Below are 18,103 nucleotides of genomic sequence, written 5' to 3' on the forward strand. Positions count from 1 at the left end.
ACTATGTTACCCGTTCTGGCATTCCTGCTCGTCTTCATCATCTTCATCTTTACGACCGCCGTTCGCATTCTGAACGAATACGAGCGCGGCGTGATCTTCCGGCTCGGTCGTTTCATCGGCGTCAAAGGGCCCGGTCTGATTCTGTTGATCCCGCTCGTGGATCGCATGGTGAAGGTCAGTCTCCGCACCGTGGTGTTTGATGTGCCGCCGCAGGACGTGATCACGCGCGATAACGTGTCGTTGCAGGTCAATGCCGTCGTTTACTTCCGCGTCCTCACGCCGGACCGCGCCATCATCGAAGTTGAGAATTTCATGTTCGCGACGAGTCAGCTTTCACAAACGACCCTGCGCAGCGTGTTGGGCCAGGTCGAATTGGACGAGCTGCTCTCCCATCGCGAGAAGATCAACGATCAGCTGCAATCGATCATCGACAGTCAGACGGAACCATGGGGCATCAAGGTGTCCATGGTTGAAATCAAGCACGTCGATCTCCCGCAAGAGATGAAGCGCGCGATGGCGAAGCAGGCCGAGGCCGAGCGCGAGCGCCGCGCCAAAGTCATCTCCGCCGAAGGCGAACGCCAGGCCGCCGGAGTGCTTTCCGAAGCCGCGGGTGTCATGGAACAACATCCGATGTCCATTCAGCTCCGCTACTTGCAGACGCTGATCGAGGTGGCGTCGGAAAACAACTCCACGACGATCTTCCCGCTGCCGATTGACCTCATTACTCCGTTCCTGCGTAAGGCGGTGGACGGTTCCGGCGGAAGTAACAAGACCACATGACGACACCAACTCGCAGACGACGTGGATACGGTTCGGGTGGCCGCGGTCCCGGCATGGCCGTGGGGATCCTCTGGGCGCTTGGCAAAGTGTTCCTTCCCCTGATCGCGATTGCGGGCATCGCCTATCTCGTGCTCCACTATCGGTCCGGCAACACCGGATCGCTGCGAGTGACCACCTCGGTCCCGGGGGCCGAAGTTCTGATCGGCGGGATGCAGACCGGGATGTTGTCGGATACGACCGTCTTGCTCGTGCCCACCGGCCGGAAGATTGTCACGGTGCGCAAGGCCAATTACATTTCGGACCCGGAATTTGCCTCGGTGAGAATCGGCGATGATTCTCTGACAAGCGTTCGCTTTGTTCTCCGCCCGGCCTCGCAGGTCCTCAGAACCGACTCGATTCCCCCGTTGCGCTCCGTGCGCCAGGAGATCTTCAGCACTGGCGAACCGGTGCTGGCGGTGCCGCCGGCTCCCCGCGTTCGTCCGCTGGTGAATTTTGAGCGCCGCTCGGCGCCGCCGCGCGAGCCGGTATCACAAGAACCGCTCGCGCCCGCGCACGAACCGGATTCGGCGCCGCCGGAGTCCGCTCCGCCTGCCGAAGACCAATGGACATCGGACACGTTCTCCGAAGAAACGACTTCGTTGGTCGGAACGGAGATCACGGTTTCGTCCAACCCCGAAGGCGCGCGCATCTTCGTCAACGGCGCCCCGACGCCGCGCACCACACCCTATACGTTTCGCGGCCTCGATCGCGGAATCTACGTGTTTCGCGTAGAGTCCGACGCCGCACTGGCCGAACCCGACAGCATCACCGTCGCGCTGTCCCTCGATGATCAACATGAACTCGCGTCCTTTAACGTACTCCCGGACCTCACGATTCCCAAGCCGACTCTCGTCGTATCTACGGCGCCGCTTGCGGCCGGGATTTCGGTGAACGGTAAGAACGCGGGAGTCGGCGGGGTCACGCAGGAACTCGCATACGGTGTCTATCAAATCGAGTTCGCCGAGGTCCCGGGTTATCTTCGGCCCGAGGCGATGACCGTCGAGCTCACTCGTGACCAACCGCGCGTTGAGCTGCGGGGCGACTATCAGAAGCTGATTGGCAATTCCTATCTCGCACTGTTGCCCGGCGAGGAGTTCGAGAAGTTCGATCCGACGCTGCTGCGCGTGTACGTCGATAACGAGCTCGTCCTCGACGGTCCCGACAGCACGTTTGATGTTTCCCTCGTTGGCAAGATCGCGGCGGGCAACCGCCTGATCCGCGTGCAATACGGCGAACTCACGAACGACATCCACGTCGAACTGCAGGACGGGCAGGTCTCCGAAATCGTCTTCCGCATCGAGAGTTTCTTCAGTAAACGCTCGCTCCGCCTGCGTGAGCGCAACACGGTGGCGCTTGAGAAGTGGCAGGAAAAGTCCCGTCGCCTCACCGTACTGAACCTCGGCTAAGTTTGGTGCGCCCCGCCGGGAGGATTCGTCTGGCCCGGCCACGCGCGTTTCCCCTTTTCTTCCCGGCCAGAGTCCCGTGAAAGTCCGGCTTCACAAACTGCTCAGTGAGCGCGGAGTCGCCTCACGTCGCGCCGCCGAGCAAATGATCCTGGCGGGTCGCATTACCGTCAACGGCTCGCGGGTTGCTGTGCTCGGCACGTCGGTTGACCCGGAATCGGATCGCATCGAGATCGATGGCCGTCCGTTGCCTGCCGCGGTTGCGCCCCGCGCATTTCTCCTGCACAAGCCCGTCGGCTTTCTTTGTACCTGCCGTCCGTCCCGCGAGCGCGGACCGTCGATCCTCGAACTGCTGCCGGGCGACCGCCGCTACTTTCCGGTCGGGCGTCTTGACCGCGATAGCTCCGGACTGCTGATTGTGACCGACGACGGCGAGCTTGCCCACCGGTTGACTCATCCCCGCTTCGGTTCCCGCAAGGTCTATCTCGTCGAAACCGCCGCCCCCCTCAGTGCGGAGCAATATTCGGCTCTGCGCGCCGGCGTTGCGCTGGAGGATGGTCCGGCCCGGCCGCTGGCGCTTCACCGGCATTCGGCCCGTGTCATCGAAATTACGCTCGGCGAAGGTCGCAATCGCCTGATTCGCCGCATGATCGAGGCCGTGCACGGACGCGTCTCCGCTTTGCATCGCATCCGGATCGGCGATCTGGAAGTCGGCGATCTCGCGGCTGGCCGCTGGCGCGAACTGAATTCCGCCGAAATCGCCGGGCTCTACGCCGTGACGTCGGCACACCGCAACCCTTCAGCTTGAACGAGGCCCGTCATGTATCTTGTTGACGAACAGAATCACATTATCCATGACTTGTCGTGTACCAAGTACGAGTGCCACGTCAAGCAGATTCCCGACGACAAGAAGCGCAAAGTCTTCACGATCGAATCCGTGAAACGCATGATCTCCACTGAGCATCGTCCGCAGTATAATGGCTGCCGTTACTGCCTGCCGGACATGCACCAGTTCGATATGAACGCGATCTTCCGGGGCTGAGTCCGTGTCGCGGATCATCGTCGGCACGGCGGGTCACATTGACCACGGAAAATCGTCGCTGGTTCGCGCGCTGACGGGCACGGATCCCGACCGTCTGCCGGAGGAGCAGAAGCGCGGCATTACTATCGATCTTGGCTTCGCCTTTCTCGACGACGTCGCCGCGATCATTGACGTTCCCGGTCACGAAAAGTTCATTCGCAATATGGTCGCCGGCGCCTCGACGGTTGACTTCGCCATTCTCGTGGTCGCCGCCGACGATGGCGTCATGCCGCAGACCACGGAGCATCTGCAGATCCTTCGCCTGCTCGGAGTCCGCCGCGGTTGCGTGGTCGTTACCAAGCTCTCCATGGTGGAGCCTGAGTGGCTCGAGCTGGTAGTCGATCAGGTGCAAAAGGCCACGCGTCGCACGTTCCTTGAGGACGGCGAGATCTTCCGCGTCGATAGCTTGCGCGGCGACGGCATACGGGAATTCCGGGCCTGGCTTGTCAGCACGCTTTCCGCGATCGAACCTCGCGCGGATCGCGGACTGTACCGTCAGCCGGTCGATCGCGTCTTCACGGTGAAGGGCCGCGGGACCGTAATCACCGGGACCGTGATCTCCGGCGCCTTGACTCGTGAAACAGCCGTGCGCGCCTATCCCGGCGATGCTCTCTTCCGCGTCAAACACATCGAGTCCCACGCCAGCGAAGTGGAGCAGGTCCGGCCGGGCCAGCGCGCCGCTCTGAATCTGCTCGGCGATACCGACCAGCTTGAGCGCGGCGTCACCATCGGACCGCCGACCGGCCTGCTCGCGTCAACGCGGGTGCTCGTGCGAATCGAGCAGCTTGAGTCGGTCGAGCCGCTGCGCGATCGCCAGCGCATCCGCGTGTTGACCGGCACGCAGGAGGTCATCGGCCGCGTCCAGTTGCTCGCGACGGACTCAGGGTTTGCGGTTGCGAACCTCTTACTGGAAGAACCGATCGTCGCCGCTTGGCGCGATCACTTCATTGTCAGGCGCTATTCCCCGCTCGAGACACTGGGCGGTGGGATCGTGCTCGATCCGCAACCTCCGGCATTTCACGTCAAGCGACTCGCGCTGGAGCTTAGCGCTGCTCGCGCCCTCGCTGCGGAATCCATTGACGCGGCCATCGCGGCCTACGTCGCCGCTCGCGCGGACTTCGGACTCGCTCTGGATCACCTTGCCGCTGCCTTCGCGGTGCCGCTGGCCTGGCTCGGCACGCGGATTCAGTCGCCGCCGTTATCGGATCAGATCGTCAAACTCAATGCCGTGCTCTTCAGAACCGGGCGGCTGCTTGAGATCGAGAGCGCAATTGTGGAGCGGCTGAAGTCGCTCTTTTCATCTTCGGCCGGACAGGTCGGCTTCGCGCCGGCGTCGCTCCGGGACCGCGCGCTCCGCGACCTTCCCGATCCCGCCCTCGACTCGATAATTGTTCGACTCGTGGAGCGGTCTCGCCTCGCGCGCGAAGGCGGGTTGTTGCGCTTCCCGGAACGCAAGATCGCGCTCACGCCTGACCAGCAACGCCTGATGGATCGCCTGAATCCGGTCTTGCACGCCGCTGGCTTCACTCCGCCGTCGTCCGAGCTGCTCGCTGAACAGATCGCCGCGCCGCAAGCCGACGTGGCGCGCGCCCTCGTGCTGATGGAACGCCTCGGCAAGTGCCGGCGGCTCGGCGTGGACATGTTCTTCGACGCGGAACGCTTCGCCGAGGCGGTTGACGCCGTTCAACGCGGCCTGCGCGACGCGCGCGAACTCAGCGTCGCCGACGTCAGCAAGCTGCTCAGTTCTTCTCGCAAGTATGTCGTCCCGCTGCTCGAGTACCTCGACGAGCGTGGCATCACTCAACGCAACGGGAACGTTCGTGTCGCCGGGCGCAATGCCGCCGTCGCCCAGTCAAAGGTATGAAGTCGAAGCAGAAAGTCATTCTTGCCATCCTGGACGGCTTCGGCCTTGCGCCCGCCGGTCCGCAGAACGCGATTCATGTCGCGCGCAAGCCCCAGCTTGACGCGATCTTTGCGCAGTCGTCCACGGTCACTCTGAAGACGTCCGGCCTCGATGTCGGTTTGCCGGCCGGTCAGATGGGCAACAGTGAAGTCGGTCATTTGAATATCGGCGCCGGTCGCATCGTTTATCAGGATATTACTCGCATCGATCGCATGCTCGAGACCGGCGACTTTTTCGAGTCGCCCGCGCTGCTGAACTTGCTTTCCGCGCTGCGCGCTGCCGGTGGCGCGCTGCACGTTCTGGGGCTGCTCAGCGACGGCGGCGTTCACGCCTCGGACCAGCACTGGCGTGCGACCCTCGAATTCTGTCGCCGCCAAAAATTCCCGAACGTGATTCTGCACGTCTTCACCGACGGCCGCGACACCCCGCCACACAGCGGCCTCGGCTTCGTCCGGCAGCTGGAGCGTTGGACCCGCGAATTCGGCATCGGTCGCATCGCTACCGTCGGCGGTCGCTATTATGGGATGGATCGCGACAAGCGCTGGGACCGTGTTGACAAGGCTTATCGAGCGCTTTGCTTCGGCGAAGGAAATCCGGAACCTTCGGCGGAGGCGGTGGTTCAGCATTCGTACGACAAAGACGTGACCGACGAGTTCGTCCTCCCCTCCGTGATCGGAGATTTCCACGGCCGGCCGCTGCTGGCGGCGAACGACGGTGTCTTCTTTCTCAATTTCCGCGCCGACCGGGCGCGCCAACTCACGGACGCGCTGACCGATCCGGCCTTCACGGGCTTTCCGGCTCCGCGCAAGGTCAAGTACTACGTGACGATGACTCGCTACCGCGAGCAATATGCGTTTCCCATCGTCTCCGCGACGCAGTCGCTGGCGCGCATTCTCGGCGCCGAAGTTTCCGCGGCCGGGCTTCGCCAGTTTCGCATTGCCGAAACCGAGAAGTATCCTCATGTTACCTTCTTTTTCAATGGGGGAGAGGAGACGCCGTTCCCGGGTGAAGATCGCTTCCTCGTGCAGTCGCCGCGGGTCGCAACCTACGACTTGCAACCGTCGATGAGCGCGCGCGAGGTCACGGACAAGCTGCTCGATGTCATCGCCGCCGGACAGCACGAGTTAATTGTCGTGAACTTTGCCAACTGTGACATGGTCGGCCACACCGGCGTCCTCGCCGCGGCGGTCGCGGCGGTCGAGACCGTGGATGCCGCCGTGGGTCGCATGCGTGCGGCGGCGGCTCAACACGGCTACGATATTCTGCTTACCGCCGATCATGGCAATGCCGAAGAGATGTGGGATCCTTCGACCAACGGCCCGCATACCGCGCACACGACGAACCTCGTGCCGCTGGCTCTGATCTCCGCGGATTCCTCGAAACGCCTCCGCGATGGCGGCCGTCTCGCCGATCTGGCGCCCACGATTCTGCGCCTGCTGGACCTTCCGCAACCGCCGGAGATGACGGGCCAGTGCCTGCTCGTTGAATGATGGTCGCTAACCGTGTGCTTCCGCTGCCGGCGCTGCTCGCGCTGGTTCTCGGCGGCGCACTGCGCATCTTCTTTGTCTATGCGACTCCGGTCGGTACGGAATCCCGACCGCACGCGCTCTCATCCTATAACGACGAGATCGCTCACGTCAACTACGTTCGCCATCTCCAGGCGACCGGCACACTTCCCGGGCAAGTCGAGGCGATTGACGCACCCGGCGCGCTTGCCCACGGACAGTTTGAGAACTATCAGCCGCCGCTCTATTACGCGCTGACCGCCGCCGTCGGCGCGCTCTGCGGTATCTCGGCTCCCGCACCCCTGACGATTCTCGGCCGCTGGCTGTCGCTGCTCTTTGGGCTTGCACTATTTTTCATTTGGTTTGCCATCGCGCGCGAACTGGCGCTCTCCCATCGCGCCGCCGCTTGGGGTGCAATCTTTCTGGCGCTGAGCGGTCCCCTCGTCCGCTTCTCCACGACGGCGGGAAATGAGTCTCTGGCCTGGCTGACCTGCGGCTGGCTGATCTTGCACGCGATCCGTCGCGCACATCGGCCGATGTTGGCAAACGAAATCGCGAGGCTCGCCCTGATTCTGGCGCTCGGCTTCTGGTCGAAACTGTCCATCATCGTGCTCCTGCCACTCCTGTTGGTCGGTCCGCTGCGTCGGCGATCGGCGCGCGAGTTAGGACTCGTCGGCTTGGCCGTGGCATTCGCACTCCTGCTCACTTATCAGCTTTGGGCTCGCAACCTCCGCGACTTTGGCGAGCTCATCCCCTTGACTTCCGGCTTCGGCATTTCTGCGTGGTCGATGCCGGGCCCGGACTCCGTGATCTTTGCCCTTCGCTCCTTCGTGAATCCCTGGTGGGAGTTCTGGCACGGTTGGTCCGATCTCTGCTTCATCGGCCCGCTCCTACTGTTGATGCTGTGGCGACTCCGTGACCTGCTCGCGCGGTTACCCGGCGTGTTAACTTTATCGCTCCTGCTCTCGTTCTTAGCATTTCTCTTCTTGAACTTTCAATATCGCCAGGCCGAAGCCCGTTATCTGTTCATTGCCTGGCCCGTGTTTTGTGCCGGACTCGCGGCGGATTCAAAACAATCCATATCCGCTTGGATTCTGCTCGCGGCGCTGCTGCTTCCTTACGCGCCGTTAGCCCGATCACTCATAGGCGGTTGAGTGTTAGAGAAGCTCAAGGGCCTCACCAAAGACTCCCTGATTTACGGCGTCGGGCACATCGCCACCCGCATGCTGACCTTCTTGTTGCTGCCGTACTACAGCCATCACCTGAGTCCGGCGGAGTATGGCGAAGTCACGCTCTATTTCATCTTTGTCGGCGTGGTCCAGACGTTCTACCTCTACGGCATGGACATCGCCTTCCTGCGCTACTACAATCTGACGACTGACCGGCGCGAACGCGGCGAAATCACGGGCACCACCGTCGTCACGTCGCTCTGGACTTCCGCCGGATTCACCCTGCTGATCTTTGTCGGTGCCGGAGTAATCGGTCCGCTGGTTGTCTTTGAACCGGTGCACCCGGAGACGTTGCCGACCATGATCCGGCTCTGCGCCGGCATCTTGTTCTTTGACACCATCTCGACGTTCCCTTATTTGATTCTGCGCGGCGAGCGCAAGCCCGTTCGTTTCATCGGCGTCAAAACGTTTAACGTGGCCGTCAATCTTGGCCTGAATATCTACCTCGTCGGTGCCCGCGACATGTCCGTGGCCGGCATCCTCTGGGCGAATCTGATCGCCAGCGCCGTCACCACCGTAATCATGTGGCCGGACATTTCGCGGATTTGGATCGTGCGTGTGGACTGGCGGCGGTTCCGGGAAATGATCGCCTTCGGTTTGCCCAATATCCCTACCTTCCTCTTTGTGATGGTCACCGAGGCCGCGGGCCGCAAGATTCTCGAAGTAAACAACGGCTTGGGCGAAGCCGGTTTGTACAGCGCGGGATACAAACTTGGCATGTTCATGGCCGTCGTGACGGCCGCATTTCGCTTCGCTTGGCAACCGTTCTTTCTGTCGCACGCCAAGGACGAGGACGCACCGCGGCTGTTTGCCCGCGTGATGACCTATTACCTGCTGGTCACCTGCGCGCTGTTTCTCTTCCTCACCTACTTCACGGGTCCGGTACTCTATACGCAATGGCCCGGCCTCGGTTATCTGATCGCCCCGGAGTTCTGGGCCGGCTTATCGGTATTTCCGATAATTCTCCTCGCGCATATCTTCGACGGCGTGTACGCGAATCTGATGCCCGGTGTGTATATCAACAAGCTCACCCGCCGGCTTCCGTTGGTCACCGGAGCCGCCGCCGCGCTCAATATCGGCGGAAATCTGCTCTTGATCCCGGTCTATGGGATGCTGGGTGCCGCCTGGGTGACGGTCGCGTCATTCGTGCTGCAGGCCGTTCTGCTCTGGCTGGTGGTCCGACGCGCGTATGCGGTACCCTACGAGTGGCCGCGACTCCTTAAGCTTGCGCTGGTCACCGGAATTCTCGCCGGACTCGCCTTCGCGCCCGGCCTCGGCACCGTCGGGCCGCGTGTGATCTTGCTGCTCTGCTACATCCCCCTGCTCCTGGCGCTGCGCTTCTTTGACGAGCGCGAACTGAGCGCAGCGCGCCGCCTCGTCGGACGGAAATGAAGTTCCTCTACATCGCGGCCGAGCATGTATCGGGCACTCTCTCGCTCTTTCAGGCCGAGCATCGTCGCCGCGGCCACGACTGCCGCTTCGTGACCTTCTGGCACAGTCGCTGGAACTTCCCCGATGATATCTGCCTCAATCTCCCGTTCATGCCTGATCGCGGCTGGGTACGCCAACTTCGCGGCGCCGTCTCCACGCCGCACGATGTCGCGACGGTGTACACCCTCGATCACTTGCCCTACTGGGATCCCAACGTCTTGGGTCGGACGCTCTTTTCCCTGCGCGACGCGCTGAACTGGCCGCGCATCCGTCGCGCCATCGGCGAGCATGCGCTCGACAGCTTCGACGTGATTACGCTTGACGGCGGACTTGATTTCACTCGCGACGCCCGGTTCGTCCGTGATTGTCGCAGCCGGGGCGCGCACATTGCCGCTTTCTATCACGGCACGGATCTCCGCAATCGCGGCATCATTCGTTCGGCCGACGAGTGCATTGAGCTTCGCCTGACGAGTGAATGGGATCTGCTCGAAATCGATCAGCGACTCCAGTACCTCTATCTTCCCTTCGAAACCTCGCGCTTCGCGCCTCGCGACTATCGCTTTCATCGGCCCCTCCGCATCGGCCACGCCGCGCGTAATCCGTACAAGGGCACGGCGCGCCTCCGGACCGCGCTGGATTCCCTCAGCAAGCGCCACCCGCTCGAACCGCGCTGGTTTACTGACCTGACCCATGAGCAAGTGCTCGCGCAGCTCACCGAAATCGATATCTTTGTGGATCAGCTCACCAACGCCGGAGGCTGGGGCTACGGTATGAGTTCAGTGGAGGCTCTCGCGGCGGGCGTTCCCGTGATCACAAACATACCGGCCGCCATGCAGAATCGCTTGGACGATCATCCCTTCGTGCAAGCCGATGAACTCACGGTGGAAACGGTTCTGGAGCAGTTGATTCTGGACGAACAGCGCTGTCGCGAGCTTTCCACGCGCGGTCGCGCTTGGGTGGTCGGGCGTCACGATCTGCATTCGGTCACCGACAATCTGTATTCCTACTATGAGCGACTGGGATGGCTGCGGAACGCCTCGCGCTAAGCGTAGTCGTCACGTCGTACAATCAGCGGTCTGAGCTGGAACGCCTGTTACCGCGACTGTGCGATCAAACCCTGTCGGGCAATCGGTATGAGATTCTGGTCGTTGACGACGGCTCAACCGACGGCAGTCGCGAGTGGCTCGCAACGCGGCCCTCACCCGTTCGCCCGTTGATTGGCTCCACCGATCGCGGCCGTTCGCGATCCCGGAATGCCGGCATCGCCGCCGCCCAAGGCGAGATTGTGGTCATGCTCGACGGCGATCACATGGTCTCCCGCGACTTTCTCGAGTGTCACCTCGCCGCGCATGCCGCTGAGCACTGCGCCATTGTGGGCAAGTCGGTATTCGTCGATCACCCTGACTTTCGCGCACTGAACGCGTACTTGAATGACTCCGGCGCCGCGAAACTCCCGCGCGGAACACGACTGCCGGGCCGCTACTTTCTTACGCGCAATTGTTCTGTTCGTCGTCAAACGCTGCTTGATCTCGGCGGATTCGATGAGGAGTTCACCGCCTGGGGCGGGGAGGACCTTGATCTCGGGGTACGGCTGGAATGCGCGGGCGTGCCGATCTATGGATTGCCCGCCGCGCTCGCCATCCATCATCATCTCCGCCCCTTGCCTGATCTCCTCCGTAACTTGTACCGCTATGGCCGGGATGGGATTCCGCTTTTGCTCCGCAAGCATCCATTCCTGTTCAGCGAATTGAATCTGGACCACATCCTGGTGTCGCCTCAGGGCCAGAGCCGCTTTAGCGGACTTCATCGGCTGTGGTTCCGCGCGCTGATCTCCGCGCCGATCTACATCAGTCTGCGCGCCCTCGCACATTTGCTGCGTCGCCACACTCTCCCCCGCGCGCTGTTCGACTATCTTCACCTGCGGCAGTACGCTCGCGGCTACATGGATTCCCTCAGAGCTTCAGGCCTTCGTTAATTACACCCGATTGTGTCCAAATTGATCGACGGAAAATCCGTCGCTGCCCAAATCCAATCCGAAGTTCAGGCGGGCGTGGACGAGCTCCGCGACGAGCACGGGATCATCCCCGGGCTTGCGGTGGTGTTGGTGGGCGATGATCCGGCCTCCCGGACCTATGTGTCGATGAAGGCGAAGACCTGCGTAAAACTCGGTATGCACTCCCTCAACGAGCATTTGCCGGCGGACACATCCGAGTCCGTCCTGCTTGCGCATATCGACCGCCTGAATCTCGATCCTTCCATTCACGGCATTCTCGTTCAGCTTCCGCTGCCGGCGCGGATCTCAGCTCATCGCGTGACCGACCGCATCGATCCGCTGAAGGACGTTGACGGCCTGCATCCCGAAAACGCCGGTCTACTCTGTCTGGGTCGGCCGCGTTTCATCCCCTGTACTCCGCTGGGCATTTGCGAGCTGCTCGTCCGCTCGAACGTCCCCATCAAGGGCCGGCATGTGGTCATCGTCGGTCGCAGCAATCTCGTCGGCCGTCCGCTCTCGATACTGATGTCGTTGCGTCACGAATTCGGCGACGCAACCGTAACCGTATGCCACTCGGCATCTCAAGACCTTGCCGCCGTTACGCGTCTCGCGGATATTCTCGTCGTCGCCATCGGTCGCCGCGAGTATATTCGCGGAAACATGGTGAAGCCGGGCGCCGTCGTCATCGACGTCGGGACCAACCCCGCGCCGGAGGCCGGCGGCAAACTTCGCGGCGATGTCGCTTTCGACGAAGTCTCCGCGGTTGCCTCCCGGATAACTCCGGTCCCCGGCGGTGTCGGACCGATGACGATCGCCATGTTGATGCGCAACACGTTGCACGCTGCGCGTCTGGCGCTGGCGTCCCGCACTGACGCGCCGTCGCCGGCCTGATTCGATGTCGGCCTCGCGGAATCTCCGTTCCGTGTCCGTGCGCGAATTGGTCGGGAATCCCGACCTCGCCATTCCCGCCGACCGCGCCTGGCAGCACATCCATCATGCGGTACAAGCCAAGCTGCGGCGCAAACACAAATCCTTCCGCTCTGAATTGCCGCTCCGTGCGGAGTTCGCTCTTTCAAACGAAATCATCGCGGTCAGCGGTCGCCTCGACGGTCTTCGCCGCGCTCGCACCGGCGCCATCCTCTATGAGATCAAGCCCGTTCCGTCGTCCCCCCGGGCGTGGCTCGGATCTCCCGCACTGGAGCCTGCTCGCCGTCAACTCCGCTTCTATGCCGACCTGGCACTCGCCGGTGGCGAGCTTTCCGCGGCGCCATATCGACTGGTCCTGCTGCTCGTGGGGCCGGACGGCAATCAGGTTGAGGAAGACGTCCCGTACGCGCCCGACGCGGCATACTTGCGGCGACGGTTATTTGCGCTCTTTGACCACCCGCTTCAACGTCGTCGCTCACAACTCATTCCGCGCGAGCTGTTTGTGCGCGACGCGTGCGCGGACCGCCCCCTGCAACTCCGCGCTTGGTCGGAGCTCTGCTCGGCCGATTCGTCAACCCTGCTGCTTGCCCTGCCGCCGGGCAGCGGCAAAACTCGCATCGCTCTTCGCTTCGCCCTTGAGCACGCGTCCACGACGGGTTTGCCGATTCACTGGATCACATCCAAGTCCCGCGGCAGGGAGGAAGTGCTCCGTGAGCTGGCTCGCCTGAGCGAACTCGGCCTCACGGCGCGCACCGTGTGGAAGACCTCGCTCGAGCGCCGCTGCCCCGACTGTCCGCAGCCGCAGCAATGCGAGCGCAGACTGCTTACGGAGCAGATTCTGTTCTTTGGTGACTTGGATTTGGCCGCCGAACCGGCCTTCAGGGCGCCGGAATCCGCCGATCACTGGGCGCGCGATCACAACCTGTGCCCGCATGCGCTATCTTCCGGCTTGGAGCCGCTGGCGGATCTCATCGTCGCCGATCTGAACTATCGATTGATCGATTCGACAATCGCCTCGCGCGCCGCGATCAACGTGATCGACGAGGCTCAGAACGTCGCTCAACGCGCACGCGACTTGTGGAGCATTCACGTCCCGGACGCGGATCTCAGGGCAACGCTTCGGTCACTCACTCCCGGTTCGCGTTCGCACTTCCTCGCATTGCTTGATCCCATGTCAGAGGCCGACGCTTCCACGTCAAGCCTCTGGAGCGATCTCCATTCGCTCCTCCGCGAACAGTCTCGGCGGGATCGCTCACCGGTGTTTCGCTTCGCGCAGGCGGTTTCGCTCTGGCAACGCGACTTCGTGATCGCGCGCGGTGCGGAATCCGGCGCGGGCTTCTGGATCGGCATTCCCCGCAATCTTTCTGAGTCGATCCACTCCCGTATGCTGGACGGCGACGGCATCACCCTCGCCTTGACCGGCTCCTTGCCAGCGGCGGAGCCTTCGCGCAAGAGCCTCCTGCCCGGCTTTGAACGCTTTCACATCATCGAGCCCGCTCCCGGCTACTCGCCGCCCGTGCACGTGATCCCGCTGCTCGAGTTCACGTATCCATTGACGTTGTACGACCACGAGCAGGCGGTGTCATCGCTGCAAGCCATCGTCGCCGTGACCGGACCGTCGATCTTGGTCTTCGGTCAAAACGCGGAGTCTAATCAGCTGTTGTGTTCGCGCCTGCGTGGTCTGGGAGCAACATCATTGCTGGACGCCGACCTCGGTCAGGATTGGCAACTGGCCGTTGACTGTCAACCGGACTTCGTCCTCACGGTGCCCGGATCTAATCTGGCGGAGTCGATCTCTCCTCCGGAGTCCCTCTTTCGCGCCGCCGTCGTACTATCCGCCGGTCACCGTCCGCCGTCAGCGGTGGATCGTTTTGAGAGTCACTTGCGCAACACCGGACTGAACGATTACGACTCCCCGCCCGCCGCTGTCGCCTCCCGCTGGCGGGTCGAGGCCGCGTCGCGAATCGTTCAGGCGATGGGTCGTCTGAATCGCCGTCCGGAGTCTTGCAAACCGGTCTTCTTGTTGAATCGCGCCTTCGCTGAACCGGACTGGCTGCAACTCTGGCCGCGACACTGGTCCGCGCTCCCGTCAGGAATCGCGCGTTGGGACTCGCTGCCGGACTGCCTCGCCAATGTTAGGGCAAGTCATGCGGCGAACTGAAACCACGATCGCCGCCCTCGTCTTTGCGATCGTGTTTGCGATCTATGCGCGAACATCGGCTCCCGGCCTCGGTACGGTTGATTCCGGCGAATTGACAACGGTCGCGGCGACGCTCGGCATCGCGCATCCGACCGGTTATCCGCTCTATGCGCTGCTCGGCCGTGTCTGGCTGCTACTCACACCGGGGTCGCCGGACCGTGCCATGGTGCTCTTTTCGGTGCTGGCCGGAGCGTTGACCGGCGCGGTGCTTGCCGCCGGTGCGTATCGGCTGTTGCGCCAACACACGCAAGCGGCGCCCGCTCTGGCCGCGCTCAGCGCTGGGCTGCTCGCGCTCAGTTGGGCGCTCACGTCCGTGGCTTGGGAGTCGGTCGCCTTCGCGGAAGTCTATCCGCTCTCCTCGCTCGGCACGGCGATCTTGCTCTATCTCGCAATTCTGGCGGACACCGCGCCACCGGATTCATCGTTTCGGCTTGCGCTGCTCGCCGCCTTCGTCTGGGGACTTGCCTTCGGCAACCACTTGACCATCATCTGGCAATTCCCCCTCGTTCTTTTCATCCTGTCCCGTGGTCGTTCATGGATAGCGTCGATTCGGCTCCTGCCGTTCTCTGCCGCCGCCTTCGCGCTCGGCTGCTCGCTGATTCTGTTTCTTCCCATTCGCTCCTCACTCGAACCGTCGCTGGACTGGGGCGATCCCGAAACCTGGACCAACCTCCTGCGCCACATGTCCGCCTGGCAGTACCGCGTCTGGATGTTCACCGGGGACATCAAGTCCCAAGTTCTGAAGCTCCTCAGCTATGTCGCGGCGTTGCCTCCGCTCTGGGGTTGGCCGTTAATCGTGCTGTCGGCGGCCGGCGCCATCGGTGCGCTGATCTGGCGTCGCTGGCTGGCGGTGGCGGCGTTCCTGGCGTGGCTGATCAGCGCGCTGTACAATCTCAACTACGACATTCCGGACATCAACACCTACGAGATCGTGCCGTTTCCGGACATCTTCCTGCTCGCGCTGTTTGGCCTGCTTGCCGTTTACGCGATCGTTCCGCTTCTGCAGCGTGTCGCCGTGCTGCGCGCCGCCTTCTTCCTGCTGTTCTGCGGACTGCCCGCCGTGCTGGGATTCGCCGCCAATCATCAACGGGCCGACGTCTCCGGCGCTCGCTTCGCTTCCGCGTTCGCCCGCGAACTGCTCCGCACCGTGGACTCCAACGCCGTGATCTTGCACGGCAATTGGGACATTCAAAGCCCGGCGATCTACGAGCAACAACTTAATCGCTACCGTCGCGATGTCGCGATCTTTGACCTGAACCTGCTGCAGCGCTCCTGGTACTTCCCGTCGCAGCGTCGCGATCATCCCTCGCTCTGCGAACCCTGCCAAGCCGACTACGAGCGCTTCCTCGCCGCCGTTCGACCCTTCGAAGCGGACCAGCCGGTTGATGGCGCTCAAATCGAAGACGCCTACACGCGGATGACCAATTGCGTCGTTCAGCAGGCGCGTGCGCAGGGCCGGCCGGTTTACCTCAGGGATCTGGCCAGCGTGAACCATCCGGGCGTCGGCGTGGGTCTGGCTCGCATCCCCGGCGCCTATTTTGATCTGCTAAGTGATTCCGGCGTCGCTCAATCGCTGCTCGAATTTGCCAACATTGACACCACCCATAGCATGCGCGATCCCCACGTCCGCGTGTGTCTGCGCGAAGCGGTAAACTCGACCATCCATCGCGGATCGTATCTCGCCTCCATCGGCGATTCGACCGCCGCTCTGGAACTCGCGCACATCGTCAGCAACTTCGCCCCCGGCCTCTCCGCGGTGAGCAACTTCCGCCGTCAACTCGGCCTGCCTCCTCTCGTGGATTCCGCGAAATGAAAGCGGTTTACCTGATGGGAATCGGCGGCATCGCCATGTCCAATATTGCCGTGCTGCTCAAGCAGGCGGGCTACGATGTCAGCGGGTCTGACGAGGGTGTTTACGAACCCGCGGCTACGATCCTGCGCAATTCCGGAGTCCGGGTCCACACTCCCTACGCGGCGACGAATCTGCCTGCTGACGGGACACCCGTCATCGTCGGCAACGCTCAATCCCGTGGTCATGTCGAGGTGGAAGCCGCGCTCGACCGCGGCCTGCCGCTGTTCTCGTTCCCGGAGTTTCTCTGTCGCCATATTCTCCCATCCCGGCACACCATGGTCGTGGCGGGCACACACGGCAAGAGCACGACGTCCGCTGCGCTCACGCACCTCTTGGCCGCGACCGGCCGGCAACCCGGTTACCTGATCGGGGCACAGCCCCTCGATCTGCCCTTTGGCGCGGACCTCGGCGCCGGCCCTCCCTTTGTCATCGAGGGCGATGAATATGACAGCGCGTTCTTTGACAAGCGCTCGAAATTCCTGCACTACTTCCCCCGCACGCTGATTCTCGGTTCCGTCGAATTCGATCATGCGGACATCTTCGCCAATCTCGACGAAGTGCTGCTCGCCTTTCGTCGCTTGCTTCGCACACTGCCGTCCAACGGCGCCCTGATCTACGATCACGACGCCCTGCACAGCCGCGAGCTGGCTGCGCACGCTCCCTGTCGGGCGATGGCTGTCGGCAGGGGGGAGGAGTGCGACTGGCGGCTGCTCGACAATTCAACCGACTTCGAATTCCGCGCCCCGGACCGCCGCATTTATCGCTGCGCCTTCATCCCGGTCGGTGCGCACAATCGACGCAACATGCTCATGGCGCTCGCCGCCGCCTGCGTCGAACGCGGAAACCCGGAAGCTTATCTCGGCGCGATTGCGTCTTTCCACGGTATTCGTCGCCGCCTCGAGCGCCTCTATCAGACCGCCGACTTGATCGTGTACGATGATTTCGCGCATCATCCGACGGCCATCCACGCCACGCTCAGCGCCCTGCGCGAGCGCTATCCCGGTCACCGCTTGATCGCCGCGATCGAGCCGCGTTCCAATACGATGGTCCGCAATATCTTTCAGCATGAGCTTCCGCGGGCGCTGGCCGTCGCCGACGAAATCGTCATCGGAGACATCCACCGCCTGGAGCGAATCCCGGTCGCCGAGCGCCTCGACTATGACGCCATCTCGCTCGAACTCGACCGAGTCGGCGTGGCCGTCTCCCACGCCCGTAACCGCGAACTTGCGGACGATTTGCTTTCCCGCTTGAACGGCCGTCCTGCGGTGATTGTCTTCATGAGCAACGGCGGCTTCTCCGGCATCCCGCACTCCTTCGTCGCTCGCTTGCCATAACCCCCCGCCGAGCGGGGTGCCCTCGCCCCGCCGGAATCGGAGCCTCAGCACTCCGTGCGGCGGCACGTCTCTTGAGACTTGACGTGCCCCGCTCTTCCCCCCGCCGAGCCGTGCGTCCCCGCGCGGCCGGAATCGGGATCTTCTTCGCCGAGCGGGGTGCCCTCACCCCGCCGGAATCTCGCACAGCCGCGCAGCGCAGCCCACGAAGGCCAGCCGCGGCGCCCTGAGTTTCCGCATTTCCGCTTTTCACTTTCACGTGGCATCTGCCCACGTGGGGACGGATGGGGCACTGGTGGCCCCCGCGGTCTTCAAAACCGTTTGCGTCCGCCTCGCGGCGGAGGGCTGGGTTCGATTCCCAGACGTTCCCGCAACTGACCTTGACGCTCATGCCGGTCGTGGATAGAGCCCGGCCGGATTCGGGGATGA

The 18,103-nt window shown here is 62.8% G+C and carries 14 protein-coding genes and 1 tRNA gene; all 15 read left to right on the forward strand.

All coding sequences use genetic code 11. From position 1 onward, the window contains the following. Positions 1 to 3: 3 nt before the first annotated feature. The 15 genes from HZB60_05450 (at position 4) to HZB60_05520 (ending at position 18,045) form a co-directional block, all read left to right on the forward strand. Positions 4 to 780 carry a slipin family protein gene (locus HZB60_05450; GenBank protein MBI5059214.1) on the forward strand — a complete coding sequence of 259 codons (777 nt, stop codon included), beginning with the start codon at positions 4 to 6 and terminating at the stop codon, positions 778 to 780. Beyond that, entirely contained in the window at positions 777 to 2,225 is a 1,449-nt protein-coding gene (locus HZB60_05455) for a PEGA domain-containing protein (protein MBI5059215.1), read from the forward strand. Before HZB60_05450 ends, HZB60_05455 begins: the two co-directional genes overlap by 4 nt. Positions 2,226 to 2,301: 76 nt before the next feature. Next, on the forward strand, positions 2,302 to 3,030 hold the full coding sequence (locus HZB60_05460) for an rRNA pseudouridine synthase (protein MBI5059216.1): 729 nt from the start codon (positions 2,302 to 2,304) through the stop codon (positions 3,028 to 3,030). A gap of 12 nt (positions 3,031 to 3,042) precedes the next feature. Beyond that, positions 3,043 to 3,264 (forward strand): hypothetical protein, encoded by a 222-nt coding sequence (locus HZB60_05465; GenBank protein MBI5059217.1) that lies wholly within the window; start codon positions 3,043 to 3,045, stop codon positions 3,262 to 3,264. Positions 3,265 to 3,268: 4 nt separating this feature from the next. Next, a complete protein-coding gene (gene selB, locus HZB60_05470; protein ID MBI5059218.1) occupies positions 3,269 to 5,167 on the forward strand; it encodes a selenocysteine-specific translation elongation factor in 1,899 nt (632 codons plus the stop codon). Continuing rightward, the gene (locus HZB60_05475; protein ID MBI5059219.1) at positions 5,164 to 6,696 is read left to right on the forward strand and encodes a 2,3-bisphosphoglycerate-independent phosphoglycerate mutase; all 1,533 of its coding nucleotides are present in this window, start codon (positions 5,164 to 5,166) and stop codon (positions 6,694 to 6,696) included. Before selB ends, HZB60_05475 begins: the two co-directional genes overlap by 4 nt. 14 nt (positions 6,697 to 6,710) lie before the next feature. Further along, positions 6,711 to 7,865 (forward strand): hypothetical protein, encoded by a 1,155-nt coding sequence (locus HZB60_05480; GenBank protein MBI5059220.1) that lies wholly within the window; start codon positions 6,711 to 6,713, stop codon positions 7,863 to 7,865. Next, on the forward strand, positions 7,866 to 9,332 hold the full coding sequence (locus HZB60_05485) for a polysaccharide biosynthesis C-terminal domain-containing protein (GenBank protein ID MBI5059221.1): 1,467 nt from the start codon (positions 7,866 to 7,868) through the stop codon (positions 9,330 to 9,332). Continuing rightward, a complete protein-coding gene (locus HZB60_05490) occupies positions 9,329 to 10,417 on the forward strand; it encodes a hypothetical protein (GenBank protein MBI5059222.1) in 1,089 nt (362 codons plus the stop codon). The genes HZB60_05485 and HZB60_05490 overlap by 4 nt, the downstream gene beginning before the upstream one ends. Next, positions 10,393 to 11,346: a glycosyltransferase gene (locus tag HZB60_05495; protein ID MBI5059223.1), complete on the forward strand. Its 954-nt coding sequence runs from the start codon at positions 10,393 to 10,395 to the stop codon at positions 11,344 to 11,346. The genes HZB60_05490 and HZB60_05495 overlap by 25 nt, the downstream gene beginning before the upstream one ends. A 9-nt stretch (positions 11,347 to 11,355) precedes the next feature. Then, entirely contained in the window at positions 11,356 to 12,255 is a 900-nt protein-coding gene (locus tag HZB60_05500; protein ID MBI5059224.1) for a bifunctional 5,10-methylenetetrahydrofolate dehydrogenase/5,10-methenyltetrahydrofolate cyclohydrolase, read from the forward strand. 31 nt (positions 12,256 to 12,286) lie between these two features. Continuing rightward, entirely contained in the window at positions 12,287 to 14,452 is a 2,166-nt protein-coding gene (locus HZB60_05505) for a hypothetical protein (GenBank protein MBI5059225.1), read from the forward strand. Next, the gene (locus tag HZB60_05510) at positions 14,439 to 16,304 is read left to right on the forward strand and encodes a DUF2723 domain-containing protein (protein ID MBI5059226.1); all 1,866 of its coding nucleotides are present in this window, start codon (positions 14,439 to 14,441) and stop codon (positions 16,302 to 16,304) included. Before HZB60_05505 ends, HZB60_05510 begins: the two co-directional genes overlap by 14 nt. Next, entirely contained in the window at positions 16,301 to 17,677 is a 1,377-nt protein-coding gene (locus HZB60_05515; GenBank protein MBI5059227.1) for a hypothetical protein, read from the forward strand. The genes HZB60_05510 and HZB60_05515 overlap by 4 nt, the downstream gene beginning before the upstream one ends. A gap of 273 nt (positions 17,678 to 17,950) precedes the next feature. After that, positions 17,951 to 18,045, forward strand: a tRNA-Sec gene (locus HZB60_05520). The last annotated feature ends 58 nt before the right edge of the window (positions 18,046 to 18,103 follow it).

The sequence above is a fragment of the candidate division KSB1 bacterium genome (assembly GCA_016214895.1).
Classification (GTDB): domain Bacteria; phylum Electryoneota; class RPQS01; order RPQS01; family RPQS01; genus JACRMR01.